The sequence below is a fragment of the Sulfitobacter sediminis genome, assembly GCF_040811725.1.
Taxonomy (GTDB): Bacteria; Pseudomonadota; Alphaproteobacteria; order Rhodobacterales; family Rhodobacteraceae; genus Sulfitobacter; species Sulfitobacter sediminis.
On record NZ_JBFNXX010000006.1, the window covers coordinates 173,256 to 198,096 of the forward strand.

Consider the following 24,841-nt stretch of genomic DNA (forward strand, 5'->3'; position numbering starts at 1 on the left):
GCAATTCCCATGCTTCGAAATCAAATGGTTTGCTTGGCACGGGCGATGGTCTAGTCTCCACCGAAAGGAGAGTGACCGTGACCGCAGCCCTTCAGACAGCCCTTGTCCTGATCGCGCTGCTGCTGGTCAAACACCTTTTCGCCGACTTCTTATTTCAGACCCAGCGCATGCTTTCGGGCCGTGACGAGTACGTCCATGTGGGCCGGGCACAGCATGCGGCGATCCATGGCGCGTTTTCTTTCGGGGTGTTTGTCGTCCTGGGGGCGCCGCTGGTCTTTTCGCTGGTGATTTGCCTGGCCGAGACAGTCCTGCATTACCACATCGACTGGGCCAAGGGCCGCCACGCAGCGCGCTGCCAGCACAGCCCGACGGATGCGGGCTATTGGCGCGCCTTCGGCTTCGATCAGTTCCTGCACCAGCTCACCTATGTGGCGATGGTCTGGGCCTGGGCATTCTACACGCTCTGAGGGCTGGCCACAGGGGTGCGGCTTTGCCCCATTACAAGCCAATAGTAATGCGAATTTTCGTCAAATTTTGATATTTCACTGAATTTCAATGATTTAGGTGAATGGTCCGGCCAATCCGGTGACATCGGCGGCCCCGCTGCCCTGGTGTCGCTTCCATAGTCATTGCCCGCGTATCGAGGTACTCAATCCATGCCCACCATGACGCTTTCCGTTCTGCAAGCGACCGGGCTCTTCGTCTCTCCCGACATCTTCGGGGCGAATGTCCGTTTCTCGGCGACCGAGGCCGGTTTGCCAACAGCAGCGTTCGGCAGCGCCACCGATGCGCTTGGCGTCCAGAATGTCCGCTTCGGCGGGGACGAGGCCGATCTGAACCCCCTGCGTTTCAACGAGAACGGCGGCCTGCCTGTCGATGGGGTGAATTCGATCAATATTGTCGATATGCCCGGCGGCAACCTGCGGGCCGATCTGGTCAATTTCCTCGAATGGTGCGCCGCAAGCCAGCGCGGCGGCCAGCCAGTGACAGCGACGCTGATCATCCCGACCAATAATCTCGAAACGGTGGAGTACGACGAATTCGCAATCGAGATCGAGGCCTTTGTGCAGGCGGTCATGCGGGAATACGGTACGGTGATCAGCGCCTTCCAGATCGGCAGCACTTTCGACCGGTCGGGCGACGCGGCCTATGGCGCGAGGGCCTCCATGGCCGCCGAGGCAGTTCAAAGCGGAATGCGCGCCGCCGGCTATGCGCCGGAAATCCAGCCCGATATCCTGGTCCAGATGGCCGACGAACGGGCCATCGCGCAATTGAGCGATGAGGCCATGGCGGCCATCGACGGGGTCACGGGCAAGTATTTCTCGACCGGCACAGGTGCCCAGCTTTTCGGTACCGATCCGGCCCTCGACACGGTCGCACGCAATTTCGAGCTTTGGTCCGATGCGTTGAACAAGGATCTCGATCTGCATATCACCGACTGGAAAGTAAGCCAGTTCGCCATACCGCAGCACGGTCTGGTCGCTGGCTCCAGCCTGATCAAGCAGCTTGAGAACATGGTCGCCATCGGGGCGGACAGCGCCCATGTCTCATCGCTCGATTCCCCGTCTCCCTCCGCCCTGACGCTCGACAGCGACGGCGGCGCGATGCTCGACGCACAGGGGCGGCTCGTGAATTCCGCCGCCGGTGCGGTGTTCGACCTGATGTCGGAGACGCTGTCAGGTGCCGAACTGATCGAGACCCGCTTCGACAATGCCCCCGACGGCATCGAGGTCTCGGCATACCAGGCACGGGGCGAGGTGGTGTTCTTCATTTCGTCGCGCACACTGGAACCCACCGAATTCACGCTCGACCTCGGCTCCGCGCTGTCAGACGCGGGCCGTATCGTATCGGTCAAGATGTCGCTCGATCTCGCCTCGACCGACGGGGTGCAGGGCAGTTCGGGCGATGCGGCATCGCGTGTTACGATCGGCGGTCAACCCTACTTCTACAACGAAGATGATGCAGACGTGATCCTGACAGACGATCTGTTCCGCGACGCCAGTCAGATCGACCTGACGCTCAACCCCTTCGAGGTGGTTCAGCTGCGCGTCGAACTGGATGCGGATTATCGTCCGCCCGTGGATGATGGCGGTGACGCCCCTGTGCCGGACGACGACACGCCCAAGGACGATGGTGACAAGCCGAAGGATGATGGCGGGGACAAACCAAAGGGTGATGATGGCGGCAATGGTGGTGGCGACGGCGCACCGCTGACCAGCGGCGGCAAGCATTACATTCTCGGCACCGAGAACGACGATCTGATCCTGCTCGACAAGGGCGTCGTCTATATCGACAGTGGCGAGGGGCTGGACACGGTTTTCGTGGATGCCCTGAAAGAAGACCTGACCTTCAAGATCGACGGTTTCGGCAAACCGGTGATGACCGCGCCCGGCTACGCTCAGGAAGTGACGCTGGCCAACGTCGAACGGATCGATCTGAGCGACGGGGCGCTGGCGCTCGACACGCAGGGCAACTCGGGACAGGCTTACCGCCTCTACCAGGCCAGCTTCGACCGGAGGCCGGATCAGCCGGGCCTCGAGTTCTGGATCGACCAGCTGGACGAGGGAGACATGTCGCTTGTCGAGGTCGCGACCCTTTTCCTCAGCTCGGCGGAATTCGAACAGGCTTACGGGCGCAACGATGCCCTGAGCGACGAGGCCTTCCTGACGCTGCTCTATCAGAACGTGCTAGACCGGAACCCCGACGCGGCAGGCTTTGCCTTCTGGCGCGAGCAGCAGGAGAACGACCTGTCCCGCGCCGAGATGCTGGTCTATTTCTCCGAGAGCGAGGAAAACCAGGCCAATGTCGCAGGCGCGATCGGCGACGGCATCTGGTACGCCTGATCACGGTTACACGATCCACAACTGAAAACAGCAAGCGGGCAGGCGCGTTGACGCGCCTGTTCGTGTAGGCAGTGACAAGCGCTGAAGTAGCCATAGCGCTCGCAACCAGTCGCGCCGCCGGCCATCTTCATGCTATTTTGCAGAAAAACCCGGACATCCCGAAACCACGGCCTTCAAAGACGGACCCTTCAGGCTCTCTCTGCAGAATGGCATTTGCCACGCCAAAGATATGGTCGGCGACCGGTCAGTAGTGTCGGGAGTATCACAGTGGTGAGCCGTGCAGGATTCGAACCTGAGACCCACTGATTAAAAGTCAAAAGTAAGTTGCAATCAATTACTCACACAACCTAACACCAGCAGGATAATCGATCCATATTTTTCAGATATTTATGGACGTTGATAGCCAATGTTAGTATCTTGTGGTAACGATCCCTAACACCTAAAACCGTTACCCTATTGTTACCCTGAGGGGTTCTTTGAACGTGGCGCGCGCCTTCACAGTCAAATCTATTGAAAACCTGAAGCCTGACCCTTCCAAACGCTTGGAGGTACCTGATCCCGGCCTAACGGGCCTGTATCTCGTGGTTCAGCCAAGCGGAGCGAAATCATGGGCTGTGCGTTATCGACATGCGGGCCAGCCGCGAAAATTGACACTAGGCAGGCACCCCGCTCTTTCGCTCTCAGACGCCCGCTTGAACGCGTCAGAGGTCTTACAAGCCGTTGAGTATGGAAGAGACCCTGCCGCAGAGAAGAAGCGGCTCAAGGCAAGCAAGGCGCAAGAAACTGAACGCAGCACTATTGGAAGCTTGGTCGAGCAGTTCGATCGGCGACATCTATCTAATCTCAGAAGAGGCGATGAGACCCGACGAATGCTCGATCGTTTCGTTGTTGAGGCTTGGGAGCCCCGAGAAATACATTCCATCACTAAGGGAGACATAATCGACCTGCTGGATAGCATTGTCGACTCTGGCCGCAAGACAACAGCCAACAGGGTCAGGTCTTACCTTTCTAAGTTCTTTAATTGGTGTACGGAGCGCGGGATCATCGATCATTCGCCAATGATCGGAGTAAGGGCGCCAACAAAAGAGAGGGCGCGCGATCGCGTCCTGACAGACGACGAGATTAGGTGGTTTTGGGCCTCGTGTGAAAGGGTCGGCCCGCCATGGGAAGCGCCTGCCAAATTGATGCTGCTGACCGGTCAGCGTCGATCTGAGGTTATCGATATGACCGAAGCGGAAATCGCTGGCGACATATGGCGCCTATCGGCTGAGAGGACAAAGAACGGCAGAGCGCATGAAGTACCTCTATCAGGACCTTCAAGAGACGTCCTAGACGGAGTACTGCGCATATGCGGCGCTCGCGGATACCTGCACACGACCACCGGCAACAAGCCAGTCAGTGGGTTAAGCAAAGCCCGGAACCACCTCGCGAGACAAATGGAAGAGGTTGCGTTCGAAGAAGTCGGTGAATCGATCGAGATACCGCACTGGACGTTCCACGATCTACGGAGGACGGCAGCCACAGGTATGGCCCGGCTAGGTATTCCAGTTCGCGTGACCGAAGCCGTCCTCAACCATGTTAGCGGGACAGGTGGCGGGATCGTGGCGGTTTACCAGCGTCACGACTTCGCGGATGAGAAACGTGAGGCGCTCGAAAAATGGGCTGAATTTGTGACCGCTTTGGTTGGCGACGCCTAGCCGCTACATTTGCTGTACGAGCTGGAGCCAGTTCCCTTAGCCCTGTCTCAAGAAGGTCTATCTGTTATCCTTCGAACCATAGAGAAGTCGGAAACCTGCTTTGACGCCTTCAAGCTGTGCAGGTGTCTTCGCCACCTCAGGCGAAGCTAGACGGGCACATCTGAAGGCAGAAGAGCCACAGTCGCGCTATTGATCGGCATCTGGTCTTTGGAACCTCAAACTTTACCTGCGGCACCCTTATCTCCATACTTTCATGCAGTTGTTGCTAGCTACTGGGGCGAGGAAGCATCGGATGAAGCGCCAACTGGCCGCCGTTCTGGCGGCCGACATATGCGATTACTCCCGCCTGATGGGAGAAGACTCCGAGGCAATGCTACGAGCCTTGAGGCGGCTCCGGGCTGAGGTTTTCGGGCCAAACATTGCTTCGCATCATGGCCGGATTGTCAAAAGCATGGGCGACGGTTGGATCGTTCTCTTCTCATCTGCCGTTGACGCTGTTTCCAGCGCCATGCGTGTGCAGGATCGCTTGGCGGAAGGCGGACATCCAGATGAGCCTGAAATCAGAATGCGCGTAGGGGTGCATCTTGGCGATGTTGTGGAGGAAGAGGACGACGTTTTCGGAGACGGGGTGAACGTCGCTGCGAGACTAGAGCAAGCAGCAGCACCCGGATCGGTGGCCGTGTCAGAAGCAGTCTATGGAAGTCTCGACGGCACGCTCCGGCCCTCTTTCGACGATGGCGGCACGTGGGAACTGAAGAACATCGAGCGCCCTGTGCATGTCTGGGTCAGAGGCGAAATACCAAAGGCCACAACAGCCTCGCGCACGAATTCCGATGGCCTTAAGATTGCAGTTGCCCCGGTCGCAACCGCCGATGATCGACACGAGGTTCAAGAACTGGCACATGCGATAACAGGGGATGTAACCACGTACCTTGACGCAACGATGTGGATGTCGGCGGTTGTCTCGCAGTCGGAAGGGGATGCGAAATATCTTCTACAGTCATTCCTGCGAAGCTCCGGCGATCGGTTGCGGCTAGACGTGCAGCTTATCGGCGCAGGCGACAAGGTTTGGCTCAAAACCAAATTTGATGGCACCCTGACAGATATCTTTGACTGGCAAGATACGGTTTCGGAAGAGCTGTCGGGGCAGGTACTGCGGACGATTTTTGACGCGGAGCAGTCTCGGCTAGACGCTATCGCTGATTCCGAACTGACTGCCGCAGATCATGCACTTCAATCAGCTATGGCTTTAGAGCTCTGTGACCCGCAGAGCTTAGAGAGAACTCTCGCTCACACTGCAAGCGCTTTGGAAATTGAACCTGACAGAGCAGATGCAATCAGCATGGGGCTGATCGCGTTCCAGTCCTGCGCATCCGTCGGGTATTCGGATTTATGCTATCGGTACAGAAAGCACGCTATCGAATGGTTGAAGGCCGCGGAAAAACAGAGCGTCCAATACCCCTCATTGCAAATACCGGTTGCATTTGCCGCTCGTTTGGAAGGCAGCGTGAGCGCTCTTGAATATCGTAGGGTGATAGAGACAGTGCTTCGAATGTCTTCGTTGGATTATGTAACACTTACCTTTTGCGGATGGGGTTTCCTCTTTCTTGGTTTGCCAGAGCCTGCGATGGATTGTTTGCGCCGAGCATTGAAGCTCGGACAACATACGCCTTGGCGACTAATCATACTTGGCGGTCTCGGGCAGGCGCATCTCCAACTCGGTCAATTTAGAAAGGCGATTGAAGTCTGCAATGAGGGGTTGGCATTGAGCACACGTTATTCTGCTTTGTATCGGCAGGCCGCCGCCGCTTACGCGCAGCTTGGAGAAATGGAGAAAGCTCAAGCTGCGATCGCTGAAGTCCTGAAGCAGATGCCAGAAGATACAATATCCGCTGTCCGAACACGTAGCGGGTACCAAGAAAACCCCGCCACTCGACTATATTTCGATGGCCTCAGGATGGCCGGTTTGCCAGAGTGACATTCTGCTGCTTGAGCCGTACTCTCTTCCTGTGATCACGCTCTGATTGCAAAGCAAGAATATAACAGAAACCACCGTTTTTGAGACGCCACCTTCTGGACGGAACATGCATAGGTTGTGTTGACGAGCTGCGATATGATCAGCCTCTAACCCTGAGCGGTAAATGGGAGTTCAACGAATTGCAGTGGACATACTGTCCTTGACCGCCGAGGGTGAGAATACATGGAAATGATATTTGTGAAGTCGGCTTCAGTGGAAAAATTCGAAAACTGTGAAGGCGGCTGCACCTGTGGCCACGTACGTTATCGGGTAAGTTCCGAACCGATGATCGTCCATTGCTGCCATTGCAGTTGGTGTCAGCGTCAAAGCGGAAGTGCATTTGCTGTAAATGCATTGATAGAAGCGGATCGCGTGGAACTCACTTCTGGAGCAGTCGAAGAAATCACTGTTCCGTCTCCCAGCAAGAAGGGGCAGACTATTGCTCGCTGCCCGAATTGTCGGGTGGCAGTCTGGAGTAATTATCACATGGGAGGCCTGAAAGATCGCGTTAGATTCATACGCGTTGGGTCGTTGGATGACCCGAACCTGATGCCACCAGACGTACACATCTTCACGTCGACAAAGCAGAACTGGGTAATCCTTCCGCCCATGGATAAGGCAGCGGAACAATTCTATGACGTCAATACAACTTGGTCACCTGATAGCCTTGAGCGCTTGGACGCTTTGTTTGCTGCGGCGGGTATTGAGAAGCCTCAGCGGTAACTATGTCCGGCGGCCGAATAGCGCTCAATGCTGGTGCGGCTATTTCTGTTAGAAGGAGGAAGCGAAGCGAACAGGGTTACCGGACGAAGAACAACCTTGCTCGCCTATAGATTGCGTGCTCTGATTGAGCCGGAAACCACCGTTTTTGAAGTTCCACCAACAAGGAAACACATCCAAGGGTTGTGAGCTGCGGTCGCGCTCTTGATCGGCGTCGGCTCCCGCAGACCCCATAACTTTACCTGCCTTATGCTAGCCTCCATACTTTCAGGCAGCCGATGCTGGCTACTAGAGCGGGGAAGCATCTGATGAAGCGCCAACTGGCCGCGGTTTTGGCGGCTGACATATGCGACTACTCCCGTCTGATGGGAGAAGACTCTGAGGCAATGTTACGGGCCTTGAGGCGGCTCCGCGCCGAGGTTTTCGGGCCGAACATTGCCTCGCATCATGGCCGGATTGTCAAAAGCATGGGCGACGGTTGGATCGTTCTCTTCTCATCTGCCGTTGACGCTGTTTCCAGCGCCATGCGTGTGCAGGATCGCTTGGCGGAAGGCGGACATCCAGATGAGCCTGAAATCAGAATGCGCGTTGGGGTGCATTTGGGCGATGTGGTGGAGGAGGAGAACGATGTTTTCGGAGACGGTGTGAACGTTGCGGCGAGACTAGAGCAGGCGGCAGCACCCGGATCAGTAACCGTGTCAGAAGCAGTCTACGGAAGCCTTGACGGTACGCTCCGGCCGTCTTTCGACGACGGTGGCGCATGGGAACTGAAGAACATCGAGCGCCCTGTGCATGTCTGGGTCAGAGGCGAAACACAAAGGTCGATAATAGCCTCACGCACCAAGTCGGATGGTCTCAAGATTACAGTTGCGCCGGTCGCAACCACCGACGACCGTTACGAAGTTCAAGAACTGGCGCATGCGATTACCGGGGATGTAACTACGTACCTTGACGCAACGATTTGGATGTCGGCGATTGTCTCGCAGTCGAAAGGGGATGCAGAATATCTTCTCCAGCTATCTCTGCGAAGCTCAGGCGATCGGTTGCGGCTCGACGTGCAACTTACAGACGCGGCTAACAAGGTTTGGTTGAAAACCAAATTCGACGGCAGCCTGACAGACATTTTTGACTGGCAAGATTCAGTCTCAGAAGAGCTGTCTGGGCAGGTTTTGCGTACGATCTTTGACGCGGAGCAGTCTCGGCTCTCCTCTACCTCTGAGGCTGAACTGACTGCGTCAGATCGTACGCTTCAAGCAGCTCTGGCACTTGAACTTTTGGACCCGCAGAGCTTAGAGAAGTCCCTTTCTTACGTTGTCGCGGCGTTGAAAATTGAACGTGATAGACCAGATGCCTTAATGCTGGGATTGATAGCCTATGGCTGCAGCCAATCCGCTGGGTATTCAGGCTTGTGCGCACGCTACGAGGGGCATGCAAAGGAATGGTCCCAAGCCTCGCAAAGACTGTTTGATGTAGAGCCACGCTTCGAACTCAATCGGATTGCCGGTCCAAGATTCGACGGTACAACCGAACCGCATGAACAGCGCAGAGTTCTTGAAAAGCTTCTTCGCGCGGCATCTTGGGACTATGTGAATCTTTGCTTCTGCGGCTGGGAGTTTGTCTTTCTTGGTCTGCCGGAACCAGCTTTGGATTGTTTGCACAGAGCTCTAAAGCTAGGGCGGCACTCTCCGTGGCGGTTAGCCGTCCTCGGAGGTCTTGGGATAGCCTACATCCAATCGGGTCAATTCAAGAAAGCAATTGAGGTGTGCAATGAGGGGCTGGCAGTGAGCGCGGGCTACATTACCCTGTATCGCGTAACCGCCGCGGCATACGCACAACTTGGAGAAAGGGACAAAGCTCTAGCTGCTATTGCCGAGGTGCTCAAGCAGATGCCAGAAGATACAATATCCGGCGTTCGAGCGCGCAGCGGTTACCAAGACACTCCGGGAACCCGGCTCTACTTCGAAGGCCTCAAAATGGCTGGTTTGCCAGAGTGACAAAGGTACAATTTAGAACCAAGTTACCACCTGCGTCCCAGAGATGGGAAACTAGGGCTTAAGTCCGCAGGCAGCGCAGGTGTCTTCGCCGCCTCCGGCGAAACTGACTTGAACGTGGCTCTGCCGCTGGTCCGCCACGTAGGCTTCATGTGTCTCGGCAACGTTCATGCTGCTTAGGGGTGCGTATGGAGCTGAGCGGGTGGTCTCAGCGCTTCCCATAGGCCTTGAGGCATAGGGCCGCGTTCATCAACGCCACCAACGCCGACCCCAGCCGGGGGCACCCCCTCTTTGGGAGGAAACGCCCCTATCAAAGACATGCGGTGCGGCGCGAACGGGCTGTATGGTTCTTTCGTTTCAACTGAAGCGCGACAACATCGCCGATGCAGCAGGTCTAGAAAAGGCCGCAAGCCCCGCCAAACCGGTCATCTGACAAGAAGTCTCAGATGTCTTCGAGGAGCCCAGAGTTACCGTTTCGAACTCTTGGTGAGCACGGTCGAAACGGTACGCGTTTTTCGGCTTCTTGTGAGGGCGATCGCGCCCAATACCAAGGCACAGGCGATAGCCTGGGTCGTGGTGACCGCTTCGCCAAAAGCAAGATAACCGACAGCAAACATAGTGGGCAATTCAATGCTACCGACCACCGCAGTTTGGGACGCGCCAATCACTGGCGAGCAAACTGTGTATATGAGCTGCGGGACAAGCGCTGTGACAAGCCCAATTCCAACAATCAACAGCCAGTCGGACCGCTCGCGCGGGAGCAAATCCGCTACTTCGGATCTCAGAACAAGTGGCGCAAGACCAAGGATAGACCCAAGTGAAACCGAAGCTATGCGCGCGAGGGGTGCGATCCGGGACAGCCTGTACACCAGTACACAAATTCCGAAACCAAACCCGAATGGGGCCAGGAGGGAGATCAGCAACATAGTTACGTACTCAATGGGTACAGAGGCTGGAGATCCCGCAATGATTGCCGCCAGCACGATAAGACCGGAGGCGAACAAAGCGCGCCGTGTTGGGGCATCGGCAAACAAGGCCCATGCTATTACGAGAGTGAACACGGGGTAGGTCATGTAAAGTACCCCCACAGTCGACGCAGGCAATTTCTCCAACGCCGTCACGTATCCAATCCATCCCAGTCCCATCACCGCTCCGGCGGATACACCCCAGGTTATCTCTCGCCACGCATTTCGGTGGATGACGAGAACTGGAAGCAGCGTAATTGCCGCAACAATGTAGCGATAGAATGCGACTGCATAAGGCGCGACGCCCTGCTCAGTCAGCCCACGGCTGAAATAAGGCACCAGTCCAAAACAGATTGATGCGAAAAGAACCCCAAGAACTGCGACGGCATAAGGGATAGTTGGCCGAGCTTGTATCGAGGTCGTCGTCATACATTGGAGCTACCATGCGATTGACGTAGTGTCTCCAGATATTTGGCGAACGGCGATTTCGTCCCGCAATCTGTAAATTTGGCCTCGCCCGGATTTCGCGCTTGCAGCGAATGGCAGGTTCGACGGACCGTAGCGCAACGACACCTGGCAACTGTCAATGGCCGGTCTGGGCCGTTCACGTCTGGAATGGGAGAAAGACCGAACGACCGAAAAGTCCCGCATCTGAGACGTCGAACGCACTCGCAGCGAATGGCCGACGTTGGTAAAAGCAGTCGTTGCAGCGCAAAAAGGACGTTGCCGCGGCGCGAGCCTGTCATGATTGACTGGATACGATGAGTTACCGGTCATGCGACCATTTTGCTCGGATGTCTCAGGAGAGCCCAAAACTGACTAGGCAGCACACCCATTAATTCTTGTTTAATCGTGCAGATTTGTGATTCAATCTCGAGCAAACATTGGGCGGGAGAAGACAAATGGCACGATCAGACAAGAGCGATCTGGAATGGGAGTTCATCAAAGCTGTCTTGCCTAACAAAACGAGTGGCAAGAAGCGTGTTGATGACCGCCGCGTGATCAACGGCATTTTCTACGTCCTGCGCACCGGCATACCGTGGGCTGACCTGCCCAGCGAATACGGCCCGCCGACAACGGTCTACAACCGCTTCAACCGGTGGAGCTATGCGGGCCACTGGGACCGGATCATGGACGCCATCGCCGACGCGCATAACGTGGACACAGTGATGGTCGACGGGACCAGCGTGCGCGCGCATCATTCCGCCACGACTCTCAAAAAAAGACCCGCGCCGCTGTTTAGGTCGCTCACGGGGCGGATTAGGGACGAAAATACATGCACTTACCAATCAGGATGGGCTGCCGATCCGATATGAATTAACGCCCGGCCAAGCCCATGACGCGCCGCCGTGCAAGACATTACTGGACAATTTGCAGCCGGGCCAACATGTGCTCGCGGACAAAGCATATGACGCAGGCTGGATCAGAGACTTGATCTGGGAACAGGGCGCTATCGACGTGATCCCTCCCAAGGCCAACCGCAAACTGCCCGCCGAATTTGATGCTGAAATCTACCGGGAACGCAACAAAATCGAGCGTTTCTTTGGCAGGCTGAAAGCCTCGTTCCGCCGTATCGCAACCCGATACGAGAAGACGTCACGCAATTTCCTGTCGATGATCAAACTGGCATCGGTCAGGCTCTGGATCGAGTTTTATGAGTCGGCTGCCTAGTGAGATCTAGGTACGCCAGTAAGGACAGGCCAGCTGCGGCCTATCTCACGACGAGAGCAAGATCACGAGTAGATATAAGCGCATAATGTGCTCATGGCACCTTGATAAACCACCTGTGGAGCACGAACGGGCTGGCATTAGGTCACATGCACTCAAATCATCTTTCGGGCACACCAAGCTGTCGGAGAAATACCGATAGCCTTTCCAGCGCCCCTGCCGAGAAAACCATCGCCTTCTTGAAACGCTCGACGGTCAGGTCCGGAAACTCCGCGAAAAGGATCTCGGCCGATTTTTTCGCGTCAGTTTTCCTGCCGGCCGCCAATAGCACCGGCGCCAGATTCCGGTGAATCCAATAGGCCGTGGGGTTTTCGATGATGGCCCGTTCGAAATACTCAGCCGACTCTGCGTAGTTCTCCGCGACCTGGTACGCACTGGCGATCCCGACATAGTTGTTGAAGTTCATCGGGTCGACGGGGCTGAGCCGGATGGCGTGTTCGAAATGAGGGATGGCAGCGGTTGGACGATCTGAATAGACCTCCAGCCAGCCGAGGCGCGAGTGCGTCCAGGCCGAGTTCTCGTCCAACGTGATCGCGCGTTGCAACAATACCCGCGCCACGCCGAAATTCCTCGCAAACGTTTGGACAGTGCCGAGAACGGCGAGGATCAGGGGGTCCTCGGATGAAAGGCTGGCGGCCCTTTCCGCGTATTGCAGGGCCTTGGTCTTGGCACTCTCAATATCTTCGATCCAGTTGTAGACCGAGTGTTGAGCCCAACACCACGCTGCTAGGGCCAGCGCCAAGGGATAATCGGGGTCGATATCCAGCGCTTTGTTCAGCAGATCCAGAGCTGTCGCAGAGCGGTTCTTGTCCAACATCCAGACATGTTGCATGGCCCGGAGCGTGAAGTCATAGGCGCCGAGGCTTTCGGGCGGTTTACGGATTACGCGCGCAATCTCGGCTCTCTGGATCGACGGAAGGATCGCCCCGGCGACTTGTTCCGTGATGCGGTCCTGAAGTTCGAAAACTTCGTCTTCCGTACCATCGTAGCGTTCTGCCCAAAGGTGGTTGCCCGTCGCCGTCTCGATCAACTGAACTGTTATGCGCAGCCGACCTGGCGCGCGCTGCACAGAGCCTTCCAGCAGATAGGCAACGCCGAGCTCCCGTCCGATCTGACCGACGTTCTTGGGCACACCCTTGTAGGCAAAGGCCGAGTTTCGGGCGATAACGAAGAAGGAACGGATACGGGACAGCGCGGCGGTGAGAGCTTCAACGACCCCGTCGGCAAAATATTCCTGAGCCGGGTCGCCCGACATGTTGTCGAAGGGCAGGACCACGACCGATGGCTTATCCGGCAAATCAGGCGCTGCGAGGGTTTCGCCCGCCGCCTCCGCCGCGTCCGGTGGCCAGACATAGACCCGTACAGGCTGGGCGATATTCTTAAGCTGGCGCGCACCAGCATTGACAAAACGCTCTGAGATTTTGCCTTGAACCTGCTCGTGGGCGCCTGAACTCAATACGATAGCACCGGGCGGGCATATCTCTTGCAGCCGCGCTGCGATGTTGACCCCGTCACCGTAAATATCGGTACCTTCTCGGATGACGTCACCCAGATTCAGTCCGACGCGCAGCCGGATGCAATCAACGCCAGGCAGCCCGGGAGCAAACCGTTCCATTGCTTGCTGCACGGCGAGCGCTGCGTTGGTCGCGTCTATGATGCTGCCGAAAATCATGATCGCGCCATCGCCCATCACCTTGACCACGCGCCCGCGATAGGCGGCAACCTGCGGTGAGATAACCGTTCTGCGCAGACGTTTCAGTACCTCCAGCGTTCCCTCTTCGTCCAATCCCATGAGTCGCGAGTAGCCAACCACGTCAATGACAAGGATCGCCGCAAGTTGTCTGTGGGGCCGTCCGTCCATCGAGATCACCTCCCTTGGCCGATCGCAGCTTCTCGCACCTCCGCCCAAGCCGTGAGGATCAGGCTTGCCACCACGTCGGCATCCCCGGGCATCGTTGCGTCGCAGATCACCGAGATCCGCATGACCCATTCGCCATGCCAGTAACCACCACTTACGAAGATCTCGCCTTTGTCACGCAACGCGGTGATCACGGCCTCTGTCGCGCTCTTGCCGTCCCCTGCAGCTACCGTCAGGCAGCCGAAGCTCACGATGATCTGGTTAAGTACTACGTCGTTCAAAACCCGGACACCATCTGCCGCAGCAAGCCGTTCCGCAATGCGCTGGGCGATACCGCAATGACGAGCGACCAATGCTTCGACGCCCATGCGGCCCAGCGATTTGATCATGGCCCAGGTGGGAATGCCGCGCGCGCGGCGCGACAGTTCCGGCACGAGGAAACATGGAATGCGCTCTCCCTGACCCTGTGGCGGCAGATAGCTCGCATCGATTTTCATGGCGGCTTGCAGGGCAGCGGTGTCCCGCACGATGGCGTATCCGCTATCGAAGGGTGTTTGCAGCCATTTGTGACCGTCGACAGACCAAGAGTCCGCCGTCTCGACGCCTTCCGTAAGGCTACAATAGTCGCGATGCGCTCTGGCCCAGAGACCGAACGCGCCGTCGACATGTACCCAAGCACCGGCGGCCCGGGCGATGCTCACGATATCTCCGAAGGGATCAAAGGCGCCGGTGTTGATCTGCCCTGCTTGTGCAACCACGATTGAAGGGCCGGTCGCGTCCTCCATCTGACGCGCGAGATCTCCCGCGATCATCCGGCCTTCCTGGTCGGTGCGGACCCGATGAACCCGTTTTCGCCCCATGCCGAGGTAGCCTAGTGCTGCGAAGACCGAGGTATGGGCGTCCTTCCCAATGAAGACCTCGACCGGAGGGGCGCCGAACAACCCGTCCGCGTCCGCGTCCCAGCCCTGTCGCCTGAGAACGGCACTCCGTGCGGCAGCCAGTGCGGTGAAATTGCCGACCGTGCCGCCTGTTACGAAGCCGACGGCCGCATCGCGCGGCAGATCGAGCAGATCCAGCAGCCAGCGCCCCGCGATTTCTTCTATGGCTGCCCCGGTGGGCGAAGAGCCGTGGAAAGCGGCGTTCTGTCCCCAAGCGCTGACGAGCCAGTCCGCCGCAACACCGACCGGGGCAGACCCGCCGAGCACCCAACCGAAGAAGCGCGGGTGAGCCATCTGGTTCAACCCTTGCTCACCGCGCAAGGCGAGGTCCTCAATCACCGCAACGCTGTCTTCACCTGTTTCTGGCAACGGCTCGTCAAAGAGATCGAGCATCTCACGATAGCCCTTCCTCGGCGAGCATCTCTGCTCTGGCAGGCCGCGGCGATAGGCAAGTGACCGGTCGAAAGCGGCACCAAGGGGATCAAGCGGATCAGACATCTCAGCTCATCTGGTAGCCGGGGGTCGATTGGGAGATCGTAATCTCCTCTTCAGACATTTCCTCGGCGATACCTTCGAAAAGCGGTGTGGTCAGGTAACGCTCGCCCGTGTCAGGCAGCATGCAAAGGATTGATGATCCGGGCTCCGCCTTCTCGGCAACCTCGATTCCAACAGCAAATGACGCGCCGCCCGAGATGCCGGTGAAGATACCTTCCTTGCTGGCAAGCTTGCGTGCCCATTCGACACCGACGGGACCCGGCACCGGGCGCAATTCGTCGTAATACCCCTTGTCGACCGCTTCTTGCAGAACAGCAGGGATGAAATCGGGCGTCCAACCTTGGATCGGATGCGGCTCGAACGCCGGGTGGCTCGACATGGGTTCTCCCGCCGGTCCCCGTTCGGTCGGAATCCCACTTCCCAGAAGCTGCGCATTAGCTGGCTCGGACAACACGATCTTCGTATCCGGGCGCTCGGAACGCAGGACCCGGGCAATGCCCGTCAATGTGCCGCCGGTGCCGTAACCGGTCACCAGATAATCGAGCGGGGCACCCGCGAAGTCGTTGATGATTTCCCGCGCGGTGGTCGCGGCATGGATTTCGGCATTCGCCTCGGTCTCGAACTGACGCGCAAGCAGCCATCCATGCGCCTCGGCCAGTTCGACCGCCTTGCGATACATCCCGAGGCCCTTTTCCGCCCTTGGCGTCAGAACCACCTTTGCACCGAGCATCCGCATCAGGCGACGCCGCTCGACAGAGAAGCTGTCGGCCATGGTGACAACCAACGGGTAGCCTTTCTGAGCACAGACCATGGCAAGTCCGATACCCGTGTTACCGCTTGTCGCCTCGACAACAGTCTGGCCTGGCTTCAGCGCACCGCTCCGTTCGGCAGCCTCTATGATGTTTACAGCGAGCCGATCCTTGACAGATCCCGCCGGGTTGAATGCCTCGAATTTGACATAGAGATCAACACCTTTGGGGCCCAGATTGTTGATGCGGATAGTTGGAGTGTTTCCGATCGTGTCCAGCACGCTGTCATACCGGCGTCTATTTCCTTCGGTTGTTCTGAGTTGTCCTGCGGTCATACTGAATCCTCTTAGCTTTTCTCAGCCGACGTCTGGTTGGCGGCGGCTCGATAAAAACGAGGCTAAGGGGGCGCAGAGCACAGGTCTTGAGCGAAACCTGAGGAAATCATGAGGAAATCTGAGACGTGATTCAGCCGGTCAGCTTTCGGAGATCCCGTGTCGGCTAAGCGCATCGGAGAACTCACGGCGTGTCCCTGGGTCGTTAAATGGGAAAGACCGAAAGAATTGGTCCTGCTTGATATCTTGCCGACTGGCCAGGACCCGGCGTGCCCAGTTGGCTGCCTCCTCGCGGTTGCCCGCCAATTCATTCGTGAAAATAGCGATCAGCGATATCATATCATGCGCGCCCGGGGCGTTCGCCGCGCGGACGCTCCACTTGGCGGCCTCGGTGTGATTTCCTTCGATGGCAAGGCTCATGGCCCGGGTTGCCAGCATCGCATAAAGCAACGGATCGAGCGGGCTGAGCATTCGAGCATCGTCCGACAGGCGGCGTCCTATCTCGCTCGATCCCAAAACGGTTTCGGTCCAGGCGCGTGCATAAATGCCCTGCGCGAAGTTCGGACTGAGTGATGTGGAGCGGTTCAACCAGCTCTTCGCTCCTTGCAGGTCCCCCACCAGCCACAAAGACCGCCCCATATTGAAGTTTGTGAACGGGTCCATCGGATCGAGATCGACCGACTGCTCCGCAGCAGCCCGCGCGGCATTCACTGCGACTTCGCGGTCGCTACCGTAATGCATGAACGCGGTCTTGAAATGCGCGAAAGACAAAGCCGCATAGGCGCGGGCGAAGTTGGGTTCCAGCGCCAGGGCGTTCTCGAACAGCGCGACGGCGCGTGCATTCTCGCTTTCATCGAACCGGTAGAGTGACTGCAATCCAAGGTGGTAGGTGGCCCATGCATCGATGTTCTCCGGTGAACGCAACCGTACCTTCGTCGCCTCGCTGAGCGGTAGCTGAACCTCGATCGCAAAGATCACTTGGGCAATGATCTTCTCGCGGATCTCGTGTATGTTCTCCATGTTTGAGCGAAACCTGTCCGCCCATATCACCTGCGAGTCTTCGGTGTCGGCCAGTGTCACGCTGATACTGACAGTTTTCTCCGATGCCTCGACGCTGCCGGTCATGCAGTAACGGACGCCCAGGCGACGGCGGATTTCGTTCAGGTCGTCCCGCGCGGAATGGAACCTGAAGGACGAACCACGCGCTATGATCGAAATCCATCGGAGCCGCGCAATCGTCGCGATTAACTCATGCGGTATGGCTTCACTGAGCGTCTGAGCTTCCACGCCCGCTCCGATGATCTCGAATGGCAGGATCGCGATCGACGGACGGCGGGCCGCCTCGGCCCACATTTCGTCGATTGCATCGGCGTTGGTGGCGGCTTGGTCATTGACTGCTGCCTTCGCGACAGGTCTGAGCGGTGCGATCCAGCGAAATCCCTTGCCGTGAACCGTCTTGATGATCTCCTGCCGGTCTCCCGAGTCATTGACGGCCCGCCGAGCGGACTTGATGCAGGTCGACAAAGCCGCATCCGACACCGCTTGCCGGTTCCAAAGCTTAGTGAACAGCTCGTTTTTTGAGACCAGCCGCTCGCGGTTCTCGATCAAGTGTTGCAATAGCTGAAACACCATCGGCTCGACATCGACAGCTGATCCGCCGCGCCAAAGCTCCTGGCGTGCCAGATCGATGCTGAAGTCCTCGAAACAGTATTTCATAGTATCAAGATATCAGAAACAAATGACACGTCGACACAATGTGGACCCGCAGTCAGATCGAAGCTTTTTAGAGCAATCTTCGCCTCGCGAAAGAAGACATTCGATCCGTGTCGTGTGGCATAGTGGGTGTCAGCCATCCATATTTCGCTATGTGCGCCACTCCGGGCAAATCTTGCCGAAGGTCCGGTGCGTCCGCCTTGCAGTCATAGCCCCGATTTCGCCGAACGTCCGGTCTGGCTAGAAGCGGTCATTCATAGACGCCGATGCGCAATTTCTTGCGTGAATGGCCGCTTTTGCCAACAGAAGACACTCGCGGGATCAGGCTCTGAGTCCGAGTTGCGGGACGCAGCTGCAGTTCAATGCGGCTATGCCAAGGTCTGCTTTCGGTCAGCTGGTCAAGAGGTTTTGTTATCGCCAGTGATAGCAACGTATGGGTTTTGGCCGGTTACGCCTTGATTGCACTCATCCGATAGTATGTGAGCGAGAAGAAAAAACGCCCTTGCTCAGCAAGGTCGAATTGCTCATCGAACCATGCTTTAGCCTCTTGTTCGGTCATGTGCCCGTTCTCGGCCGCGTACCGCGACATCAGATGCAACAGCATGATCGCTATGCCGTCCGGGCGAAGGGTTGTGTCGCAAAATGTGAAGGGCTCAACTTCGACGGCAACAAACCCTGCATCTTTTACGAGTCGGGGCCAAAGCGCCGCTACCCGTGGTTCAGTGTAGTGGTGATCCCACGCCTCCTGAACTCGTCGCATCCGATCTTCATTCTCGGAAAACCAGTCAAGCGTCTTGCAACCAGTATCAATGGCAACGAAGCGCCCACCATTCCGAAGAACCCGATGCGCTTCCCCAATGGCGGCCGGAATATCAGAGAGATACTCAAGAACTTGAACGGCGACGGCCTTGTCTACCTCACCGTCTTGAAGAGGAAGCGCATCTGCCAGCCCATCAATGATCTGCGCGGTCTGGAAAGCGGCGCAACGACTGGAAGCTGGGGCGCGCATATCTGCACTGGGGTCGATCCCTACTACCCGTCCTGACGAACCAACGGTGCGAGCGATCTCTTCCGTGAAAAGCCCATTCCCGCAACCGATATCAACAACCACATCTCCTTCAGACAGATGCAGCGCATCGAACGCCATTCTCCTGCGACGAGTGACATCGCCGCCTTGATAAGCGATCTCAAGGAGTTTGGTTGTGGCTTCGTCGAACATAAGCATGCTTTGCTTGTAGCGCAAAATCAGGATGCGCGTAACTCAGTGGTCGAAAGGCCATCTAGAAATGCAGAGGGTTTGACAAAAACCTTTGCCACAAAGCCTTGGCGAAACATCGCTCGATTTTTGCGCGTTTGTTGCCGCCATCAGAAAATCAGACATTCGCCATCCCGCAGCATTCCTGCAAGATCGGCTCCGAGCCGACCTTCGCTGCGAACCAAATGGATGACCGCTCATGCACAGAAAGCGGCCTTTCGGTATAGCAGCTACGTCCTCAGCGTCATCGCAAGTTATGCAGGTTATGCACATCCCTGTTTCGCAACCTCCCTTCCCTGTTCCTCCTTAATCTTTCCCTGATAGTCGGAAATTCTTCCCTGTTATCAAATTAACAGGGAAATGCCTTCTAACTCGCTGTTAGCGCTCTTGGAAATCGCACATAAGTCGCCAAAATCGCCCAGATTCAGCCAGAAATTGCGAATTTTCCCTGTACTTTCCCTGTTAACAGGGAAATCCGAGGCAGAGACCAGTTCGCCGAAGACTGCGTGCACAGCCACACACTTCCTCGATTTCAGCTTACGACGCGCTTCCGCGCATTAAGTGCGCAAGGTCAGGCGCTTAACGCACGCGGGTTTGTAGTGAGACCTCGTGCGGAGCGCAAATCCGGCCATTTTCGGCCCGCAGTCTCTGTTTGCCATTCCGGCGGTACGAGTTTGGGATGTTTTGGAGGAGCTTTGCTTACAGCTTCGCGAACATTTCGCTCTGTTCTGACCAAAGAGCCGGAACACCTGACTTGATCAGGTAGTCCGAGGTTAGACCATCAGGCTGCTCACCGGCAGCGATGGCATCCAGAACATCCGGTGAGAGCATCGCCAGATCAACCACATCCTGGATGCGCCGCTTCGATGTGCCCTCAGCTTCGGCGATCTCTGAGAATGTCATTCCGCCAAGGATCAGCGACATCCACTTCTGTGCATTGATGATGTTCTGCACGAGCGTTCGGTCGATCTCAGCAGGTGCGTCTCCGAGATGCAGCTTCAGCTCCACGCCCCGCCTGCGCATCCGGAAGGGGCTTGTGAGGGTCAGCTCCTCGGGATTGATCTTGTCTGGATTGCACTCGACTACTTTCGCGAGCTCACCACAGTGCAGACGAATGGTCAGCTTGCCCGGGCTAAGGTCAGCGCGCTCGATCAATGTCAGACAGTCCTTTGTCTGCTGGATGGCATGCAGTTTGGCTGTGGCCGCCTCAACCTGTGATGCGTTGAGTTCCCGGATCAGGCGCATCGCAATATCTTCCTGCTTCAGATGCGCTGCGATGAGATCGACAATCAGCCCTTCGACCTGTACCGCAGGGAGACGCCAGGCATCGGGATGCTTGCGGCTTCGATCTGTCACCAGCCTGCGGGAGATGTAGTAGCGCAGACGCTTGCCATTCTTCTTGCTGTGACTGGGTGTCAGACGATCGCCCGTCTCATCAAAGAGCTTGCCTGCCAACGGGGATCGGGCAGCCACCCGCTTAGCGCCGCGAGCCCTTGTCGCCCCGCCTGCGAGCATCTCCTGCACCCGCTCCCAGATCATAGGCTCGATGATGGCAGGGTGCTGCCCTTCATACACTTGGCCCTTGTGCCGGATGCGGCCCGCGTAGATTGGGTTACCTAGAATGTGATGGAGGTGCCCCCGATCAAAGGCCGTGCCGCCCGAGATGCGCCCTGCCCCGCGCAGGCGCTGGCGTGATCTGAGACCCAAGGCGTCCGCGTGCTCCTTCACGATCCGGATAGCGCCATGCTTCAGGTACAGGTCATAAAGGCACATGATCGTCGCGGCCTCTTGCTCATCTATCTTTAGCGTTCGCCCATCGGCCTGGTACCCCAGTGGCACATTCCCACCCATCCAAAGTCCCTTGCGTTTCGAGGCCGCGATCTTGTCCCGGATGCGCTCGGCCGTGACCTCTCGCTCGAACTGCGCAAAGCTCAAGAGTACATTCAGGGTCAGCCGCCCCATGCTCGTCGCCGTGTTGAAGCTCTGGGTGACCGACACAAAAGATGCCTCTGCCGCGTCCAGCCGATCCACCAGCTTGGCAAAGTCCGCCAGCGACCGGGTCAGACGGTCGATCTTGTAGACGACGATCTGGTCGACGCGCTTCTCGTCCACCGCCTGCATCAGGCGCTGCAGCGAGGGACGCTCCAGATGTCCACCGGAGCTCCCGCCGTCATCAAAGCGGTCCGGCAGCACCTCCCAGCCTTCGTGTTTCTGGCTTGCGATGTAGGCCTCGCAGGCCTCCCTCTGGGCATCGAGGGAGTTGAAGTCCTGCTCAAGCCCCTCTTCGGAACTCTTACGGGTGTAGATGGCGCAGCGGATCCGGCGCATCACTGGACCCCGAAGAAGCGCGGACCTGACCAGTGGGCGCCCGTGATGTGTTTGGCAATGGCTGAGAGGGACCGCCAGGTTTTACCGTCCATGACATAGCCACCGTCTATCACCTCAACCTGGTATGTCCGCCCGTTCCACTCCCGCACCAGGAAGGAACCGGGCTTGGCGGCGGCGGGCACAGTCTTTCCGGAGGCAATCTGCTTCAGGCGACGCACCGTTTTGGCCGATACCCCGCCCAGTGCTTTGTTCTGCGCCTCCCAGATCAGCACCCGCTTCAGGAACGGCAGAGACAGGTGTTTGGGCGGCGGGCGGCCGAAGGCTGCGCGCCAGCGGTCCAGGCAGGCTGATCGATCACAGTCTTCGATCTCAACGATCAGGATCGACACCTGATCTATCTCTCCGGCGCTCACCGGTCGCCCTGCCCTGCGACAATCCGGTAGACCGATCCCCTTTCCGTCACCGTTCGCGCCACGACGCAACCCGCCTTGCGCTGCGCGGATATCGCGGCCCTTGCCGTATGCGGTTGCCAGCCGAAGGTCTTTTGGAGCTGCGCAATGGTCACCCCGGACTTCCGGGTCAGCAATTTGTGCAGTTGCGCCTGCCGCGTTTGCTTACCCGCAGCCGTCTTCGGTTTGGCAGTCTTCTGCGGTACTAGCTCTGATGTTGTCATGGTGTGTCTCCACTCGGTGGGCAAAGGCAAATCCCTCGCCCTGTACTGAGTGGAGCCCGGAGGTCCCGGGCGTCAGCGACACAGACAGTACCGCTCCACCACGCTCAGAAGTCCAGTCAAACGTGCAGGTCGCCCCGAAAGCAGACCTTGGCGCAATCCGCAGCGAATGGCGGCTCGGAGCCGATTGTGTTGAAAAACTCGGTGTGCGGACCAAGGCGGCCAAATTCGCAGAATATCTTCCCGCCAAAGCTCGCTTTTTCGAACGCAGTTTCCTGAGGGCTAAATCGGAGGGACGTTGTTCCAAAATTTCGGGGCGAATTTCGCGGCGTCGAGTTTTTCAACACAATCAGCCCGAAGCGGTCATTGATCACCCAAACCGCTAACCGTTCGGCGAATGAGTTGCCCTACGGTAATGTACGAACAACGCCTGCCGAGGTTCAGCGCATGACCCTTCCCCCATCGAAGGGAATAGTCTGACCAGTCACGAATGAAGCCCTGTCCGACGCCAGCATTACAACGAAGGAAGAGGTCTCCTGATATGATGTTAATCTCTTCAATGGAACGTTGGCTTCAGCTTGTGCAATTTCATCAGTCGAAAACAACCGACGAACCAAATCGCTGTCCACGAACCCCAAAGCTACAGTGTTGACGTTAACATACGGACTTAGTTCAAGTGCCATGCACTGGGTCAACATGTTCAGACCAGCCTTCGAAGCAGCATAATTAGCGTTTCCAACTCTGGCCTGCACGGCTGACGTTGCAGAAATGTTTACTATACGCCCCCACTGAGCAGCTACCATATGACGCCCAACGGCCTGCGACACAAGAAAGGGTCCCTTAAGGTTGACGGCAACCACGCTATCCCATGCCTCTTCGCTCAATTCCAGAAAAGGAGCATCGAGGCTAAGACCGGCGTTGTTTATCAGAATATCCACCCCGCCATGTTCCGCCACAACACGATCAACCATAGCAGTAACCTCGCTGGCAGAGGAAATGTTCGCTCGGCAGGTGATTGCCTCGCCGCCTTCCGCTTCAATATGGGAAGCCGTTTCTTCTGCCATCTTCCAAGAATTCAGATAGTTGAGAGCAACTTTTGCACCTTCGCGTGCAAAATCCATAGCTAGTTGTTGCCCGAGGCCGCCGCTTGCGCCCGTTATTAACACTGACTTCCCCGAAAATTGAGCCATTCCAATTCCTCCTAGCAGCGTTTGAGACCAACAGGCGCATGGCACTGCCTCTGCCATTCACCATCGGGTGTGTATCCTACGCGTTCTTTTGGCTGCATATCTGCGGACACGAAACGCCCGTTTTCCTGGGTTGCGCCTATGATCGTCCGTGCAGGCAACAGTTCTCTCCTGCCCGGCTTAGTCAGCATGCGAACCTTGTCCCAAAACCTACTTCGCGCGACGTCTATCGGCGGGTAGCTGTTTGATCCCATCGAAAGATGCGTAATTGTGCGGGCGTAACCAGCGGTTGATTGTTTTCGACAAGAGCTTGTCGCCACTAAAGTAGAGCTCTCCCAGCTCTTCCTCTCTTTCGAATGTCGAACGCCCCATGAAGATGCCAAGCAACGAAATCACGCTGGTTTCGACATAGAGATCGACATCGTAGCCAGGAATCGACGTGCATACCTCAACGGGGGCACCCGGCTGGATGACCACCCAGTAGCGGTCATATTCCGACGGTTCATCTGAAAACCGAAATTGCAGGACGACACGTCGCTTTGGTAGTTCCTCGACGACAAAATATTTCCGCATGTCCCACATGAGGCTGGCGGAACTGGCCGAGTCCATAACTGTTTCTGCGTCGACATGGCACTGGGCCCACTCTCCCAAGGCTTTCAACGCTGGCTCTAGTGCAACGGCTGTTTCGGTCCTGAGGTAGTCTACCGAACCCGTCGCAGGGTCCGAGACGCGCTCCACAAGGCCGAGTTGCTCAAGCTCTTTCAGGCGGCGCGAGAGCAGCGTCGGGGAAATACTGCCAACCTCCCGCCGCAGCTCATTGAATTTGGTCGCACCTGACCACAGCCCGACAAGGATCGCAATTGTCCAGCGCGGTTCGAGCAACTCGCAAGCACGCGTTATGGGGCAAATCAGACCATACGGTTTCTGTTTCACAACGGTATCCTCCTCGCCTGTGAAGCTAAGGGCCATGCAAGGAGCGGGTCTAGTACAGAAATTGTATTGGGATCGCTCCAATTCCTGCACTACCCCCAGATCGAAGCTGTGCGGCATGGTTGGTCCATCGATCTCATTCATCGAAGCCAAAACGAAGAGAGACTACTATGGCACATGCTCAAACATACCGGTCCCACGCTACCAAAACGTCTGACCCGAGACTGGTCGTAGCGGCGCTCGCAACCCGTATCTTTGGCTGGCTTGCAGCCGTGTCGAAGGATGAAAAGCGCAACAGACTTAGGCCCCTAACAAAGGCACCTTGTGCAGCCGATGCAGCAACGGGTCTCTATATCCTCAGTTGCCGTTAAACGGCGTGATGCGGCATTTCGTGGTATGCATTTCGTGGTATAATGAAAAGCTGC

18 protein-coding genes are annotated in these 24,841 nt (G+C 57.1%); 7 read left to right on the forward strand and 11 right to left on the reverse strand.

Annotation, left to right across the window (positions count from 1 at the left end; genetic code table 11):
• The first annotated feature begins 77 nt into the window (after window positions 1–77).
• The 6 genes from AB2B41_RS10280 (at window position 78) to AB2B41_RS10305 (ending at window position 9,271) form a co-directional block, all read left to right on the forward strand.
• Window positions 78–467, forward strand: a complete 390-nt coding sequence (locus AB2B41_RS10280; protein WP_367877695.1) for a DUF3307 domain-containing protein — start codon at window positions 78–80, stop codon at window positions 465–467.
• A 198-nt stretch (window positions 468–665) separates the two neighbouring features.
• On the forward strand, window positions 666–2,843 hold the full coding sequence (locus AB2B41_RS10285) for a DUF4214 domain-containing protein (RefSeq protein WP_367877696.1): 2,178 nt from the start codon (window positions 666–668) through the stop codon (window positions 2,841–2,843).
• Between the two features lie 482 nt (window positions 2,844–3,325).
• A complete protein-coding gene (locus AB2B41_RS10290; RefSeq protein ID WP_367877697.1) occupies window positions 3,326–4,540 on the forward strand; it encodes a tyrosine-type recombinase/integrase in 1,215 nt (404 codons plus the stop codon).
• A 292-nt stretch (window positions 4,541–4,832) separates the two neighbouring features.
• On the forward strand, window positions 4,833–6,518 hold the full coding sequence (locus AB2B41_RS10295; RefSeq protein WP_367877698.1) for an adenylate/guanylate cyclase domain-containing protein: 1,686 nt from the start codon (window positions 4,833–4,835) through the stop codon (window positions 6,516–6,518).
• 222 nt (window positions 6,519–6,740) lie between these two features.
• Window positions 6,741–7,280 (forward strand): GFA family protein, encoded by a 540-nt coding sequence (locus AB2B41_RS10300; protein ID WP_367877699.1) that lies wholly within the window; start codon window positions 6,741–6,743, stop codon window positions 7,278–7,280.
• A 305-nt stretch (window positions 7,281–7,585) separates the two neighbouring features.
• A complete protein-coding gene (locus tag AB2B41_RS10305; RefSeq protein WP_367877700.1) occupies window positions 7,586–9,271 on the forward strand; it encodes an adenylate/guanylate cyclase domain-containing protein in 1,686 nt (561 codons plus the stop codon).
• 464 nt (window positions 9,272–9,735) lie between these two features.
• On the opposite strand, the gene AB2B41_RS10310 is transcribed toward AB2B41_RS10305, so the two are convergent.
• Window positions 9,736–10,662 (reverse strand): DMT family transporter, encoded by a 927-nt coding sequence (locus tag AB2B41_RS10310; protein ID WP_367877701.1) that lies wholly within the window; start codon window positions 10,660–10,662, stop codon window positions 9,736–9,738.
• Between the two features lie 473 nt (window positions 10,663–11,135).
• Here AB2B41_RS10310 and AB2B41_RS10315 point away from each other — a divergent pair.
• A protein-coding gene (locus AB2B41_RS10315; protein ID WP_367877702.1) for an IS5 family transposase occupies window positions 11,136–11,904 on the forward strand; the annotation gives its coding sequence in 2 pieces (ribosomal slippage) (window positions 11,136–11,458 and window positions 11,457–11,904; 771 coding nt in all).
• 157 nt (window positions 11,905–12,061) lie between these two features.
• On the opposite strand, the gene AB2B41_RS10320 is transcribed toward AB2B41_RS10315, so the two are convergent.
• The 10 genes from AB2B41_RS10320 to AB2B41_RS10365 all read right to left on the reverse strand — a co-directional run bounded on the left by AB2B41_RS10320 (window position 12,062) and on the right by AB2B41_RS10365 (window position 24,560).
• Window positions 12,062–13,822 (reverse strand): adenylate/guanylate cyclase domain-containing protein, encoded by a 1,761-nt coding sequence (locus AB2B41_RS10320; RefSeq protein WP_367877703.1) that lies wholly within the window; start codon window positions 13,820–13,822, stop codon window positions 12,062–12,064.
• A gap of 5 nt (window positions 13,823–13,827) precedes the next feature.
• Window positions 13,828–15,150 carry a pyridoxal phosphate-dependent decarboxylase family protein gene (locus AB2B41_RS10325; RefSeq protein WP_367877704.1) on the reverse strand — a complete coding sequence of 441 codons (1,323 nt, stop codon included), beginning with the start codon at window positions 15,148–15,150 and terminating at the stop codon, window positions 13,828–13,830.
• 106 nt (window positions 15,151–15,256) lie between these two features.
• Window positions 15,257–16,336: a PLP-dependent cysteine synthase family protein gene (locus AB2B41_RS10330; RefSeq protein ID WP_367877705.1), complete on the reverse strand. Its 1,080-nt coding sequence runs from the start codon at window positions 16,334–16,336 to the stop codon at window positions 15,257–15,259.
• A 138-nt stretch (window positions 16,337–16,474) separates the two neighbouring features.
• Window positions 16,475–18,049, reverse strand: a complete 1,575-nt coding sequence (locus tag AB2B41_RS10335; RefSeq protein WP_367877706.1) for a winged helix-turn-helix domain-containing tetratricopeptide repeat protein — start codon at window positions 18,047–18,049, stop codon at window positions 16,475–16,477.
• Window positions 18,050–18,494: 445 nt separating this feature from the next.
• Entirely contained in the window at window positions 18,495–19,265 is a 771-nt protein-coding gene (locus tag AB2B41_RS10340; protein ID WP_367877707.1) for a methyltransferase domain-containing protein, read from the reverse strand.
• Between the two features lie 735 nt (window positions 19,266–20,000).
• Window positions 20,001–21,629 (reverse strand): recombinase family protein, encoded by a 1,629-nt coding sequence (locus AB2B41_RS10345; RefSeq protein WP_367877708.1) that lies wholly within the window; start codon window positions 21,627–21,629, stop codon window positions 20,001–20,003.
• Window positions 21,629–22,018 (reverse strand): DUF2924 domain-containing protein, encoded by a 390-nt coding sequence (locus tag AB2B41_RS10350; RefSeq protein ID WP_367877709.1) that lies wholly within the window; start codon window positions 22,016–22,018, stop codon window positions 21,629–21,631. The genes AB2B41_RS10345 and AB2B41_RS10350 overlap by 1 nt, the downstream gene beginning before the upstream one ends.
• 20 nt (window positions 22,019–22,038) lie before the next feature.
• Window positions 22,039–22,302, reverse strand: a complete 264-nt coding sequence (locus tag AB2B41_RS10355; RefSeq protein WP_367877710.1) for a DUF3489 domain-containing protein — start codon at window positions 22,300–22,302, stop codon at window positions 22,039–22,041.
• A gap of 437 nt (window positions 22,303–22,739) precedes the next feature.
• The gene (locus tag AB2B41_RS10360; RefSeq protein ID WP_367877711.1) at window positions 22,740–23,489 is read right to left on the reverse strand and encodes an SDR family NAD(P)-dependent oxidoreductase; all 750 of its coding nucleotides are present in this window, start codon (window positions 23,487–23,489) and stop codon (window positions 22,740–22,742) included.
• A 207-nt stretch (window positions 23,490–23,696) separates the two neighbouring features.
• Window positions 23,697–24,560 (reverse strand): winged helix-turn-helix transcriptional regulator, encoded by an 864-nt coding sequence (locus AB2B41_RS10365; protein WP_367877712.1) that lies wholly within the window; start codon window positions 24,558–24,560, stop codon window positions 23,697–23,699.
• Window positions 24,561–24,841 lie beyond the last annotated feature (281 nt).

Excerpts from the sequence above, each read along its gene's own strand:
- AB2B41_RS10285 (WP_367877696.1), top strand. The coding sequence starts at position 666 with ATGACGCTTTCCGTTCTGCAAGCGACCGGGCTCTTCGTCTCTCCCGAC.
- AB2B41_RS10295 (WP_367877698.1), top strand. The coding sequence starts at position 4,833 with ATGAAGCGCCAACTGGCCGCCGTTCTGGCGGCCGACATATGCGATTAC.
- AB2B41_RS10300 (WP_367877699.1), top strand. The coding sequence starts at position 6,741 with ATGGAAATGATATTTGTGAAGTCGGCTTCAGTGGAAAAATTCGAAAAC.
- AB2B41_RS10305 (WP_367877700.1), top strand. The coding sequence starts at position 7,586 with ATGAAGCGCCAACTGGCCGCGGTTTTGGCGGCTGACATATGCGACTAC.
- AB2B41_RS10310 (WP_367877701.1), bottom strand. The coding sequence starts at position 10,662 with ATGACGACGACCTCGATACAAGCTCGGCCAACTATCCCTTATGCCGTC.
- AB2B41_RS10320 (WP_367877703.1), bottom strand. The coding sequence starts at position 13,822 with ATGGACGGACGGCCCCACAGACAACTTGCGGCGATCCTTGTCATTGAC.
- AB2B41_RS10325 (WP_367877704.1), bottom strand. The coding sequence starts at position 15,150 with ATGCTCGATCTCTTTGACGAGCCGTTGCCAGAAACAGGTGAAGACAGC.
- AB2B41_RS10330 (WP_367877705.1), bottom strand. The coding sequence starts at position 16,336 with ATGACCGCAGGACAACTCAGAACAACCGAAGGAAATAGACGCCGGTAT.
- AB2B41_RS10335 (WP_367877706.1), bottom strand. The coding sequence starts at position 18,049 with ATGAAATACTGTTTCGAGGACTTCAGCATCGATCTGGCACGCCAGGAG.
- AB2B41_RS10340 (WP_367877707.1), bottom strand. The coding sequence starts at position 19,265 with ATGTTCGACGAAGCCACAACCAAACTCCTTGAGATCGCTTATCAAGGC.
- AB2B41_RS10345 (WP_367877708.1), bottom strand. The coding sequence starts at position 21,629 with ATGCGCCGGATCCGCTGCGCCATCTACACCCGTAAGAGTTCCGAAGAG.
- AB2B41_RS10355 (WP_367877710.1), bottom strand. The coding sequence starts at position 22,302 with ATGACAACATCAGAGCTAGTACCGCAGAAGACTGCCAAACCGAAGACG.
- AB2B41_RS10360 (WP_367877711.1), bottom strand. The coding sequence starts at position 23,489 with ATGGCTCAATTTTCGGGGAAGTCAGTGTTAATAACGGGCGCAAGCGGC.
- AB2B41_RS10365 (WP_367877712.1), bottom strand. The coding sequence starts at position 24,560 with ATGAATGAGATCGATGGACCAACCATGCCGCACAGCTTCGATCTGGGG.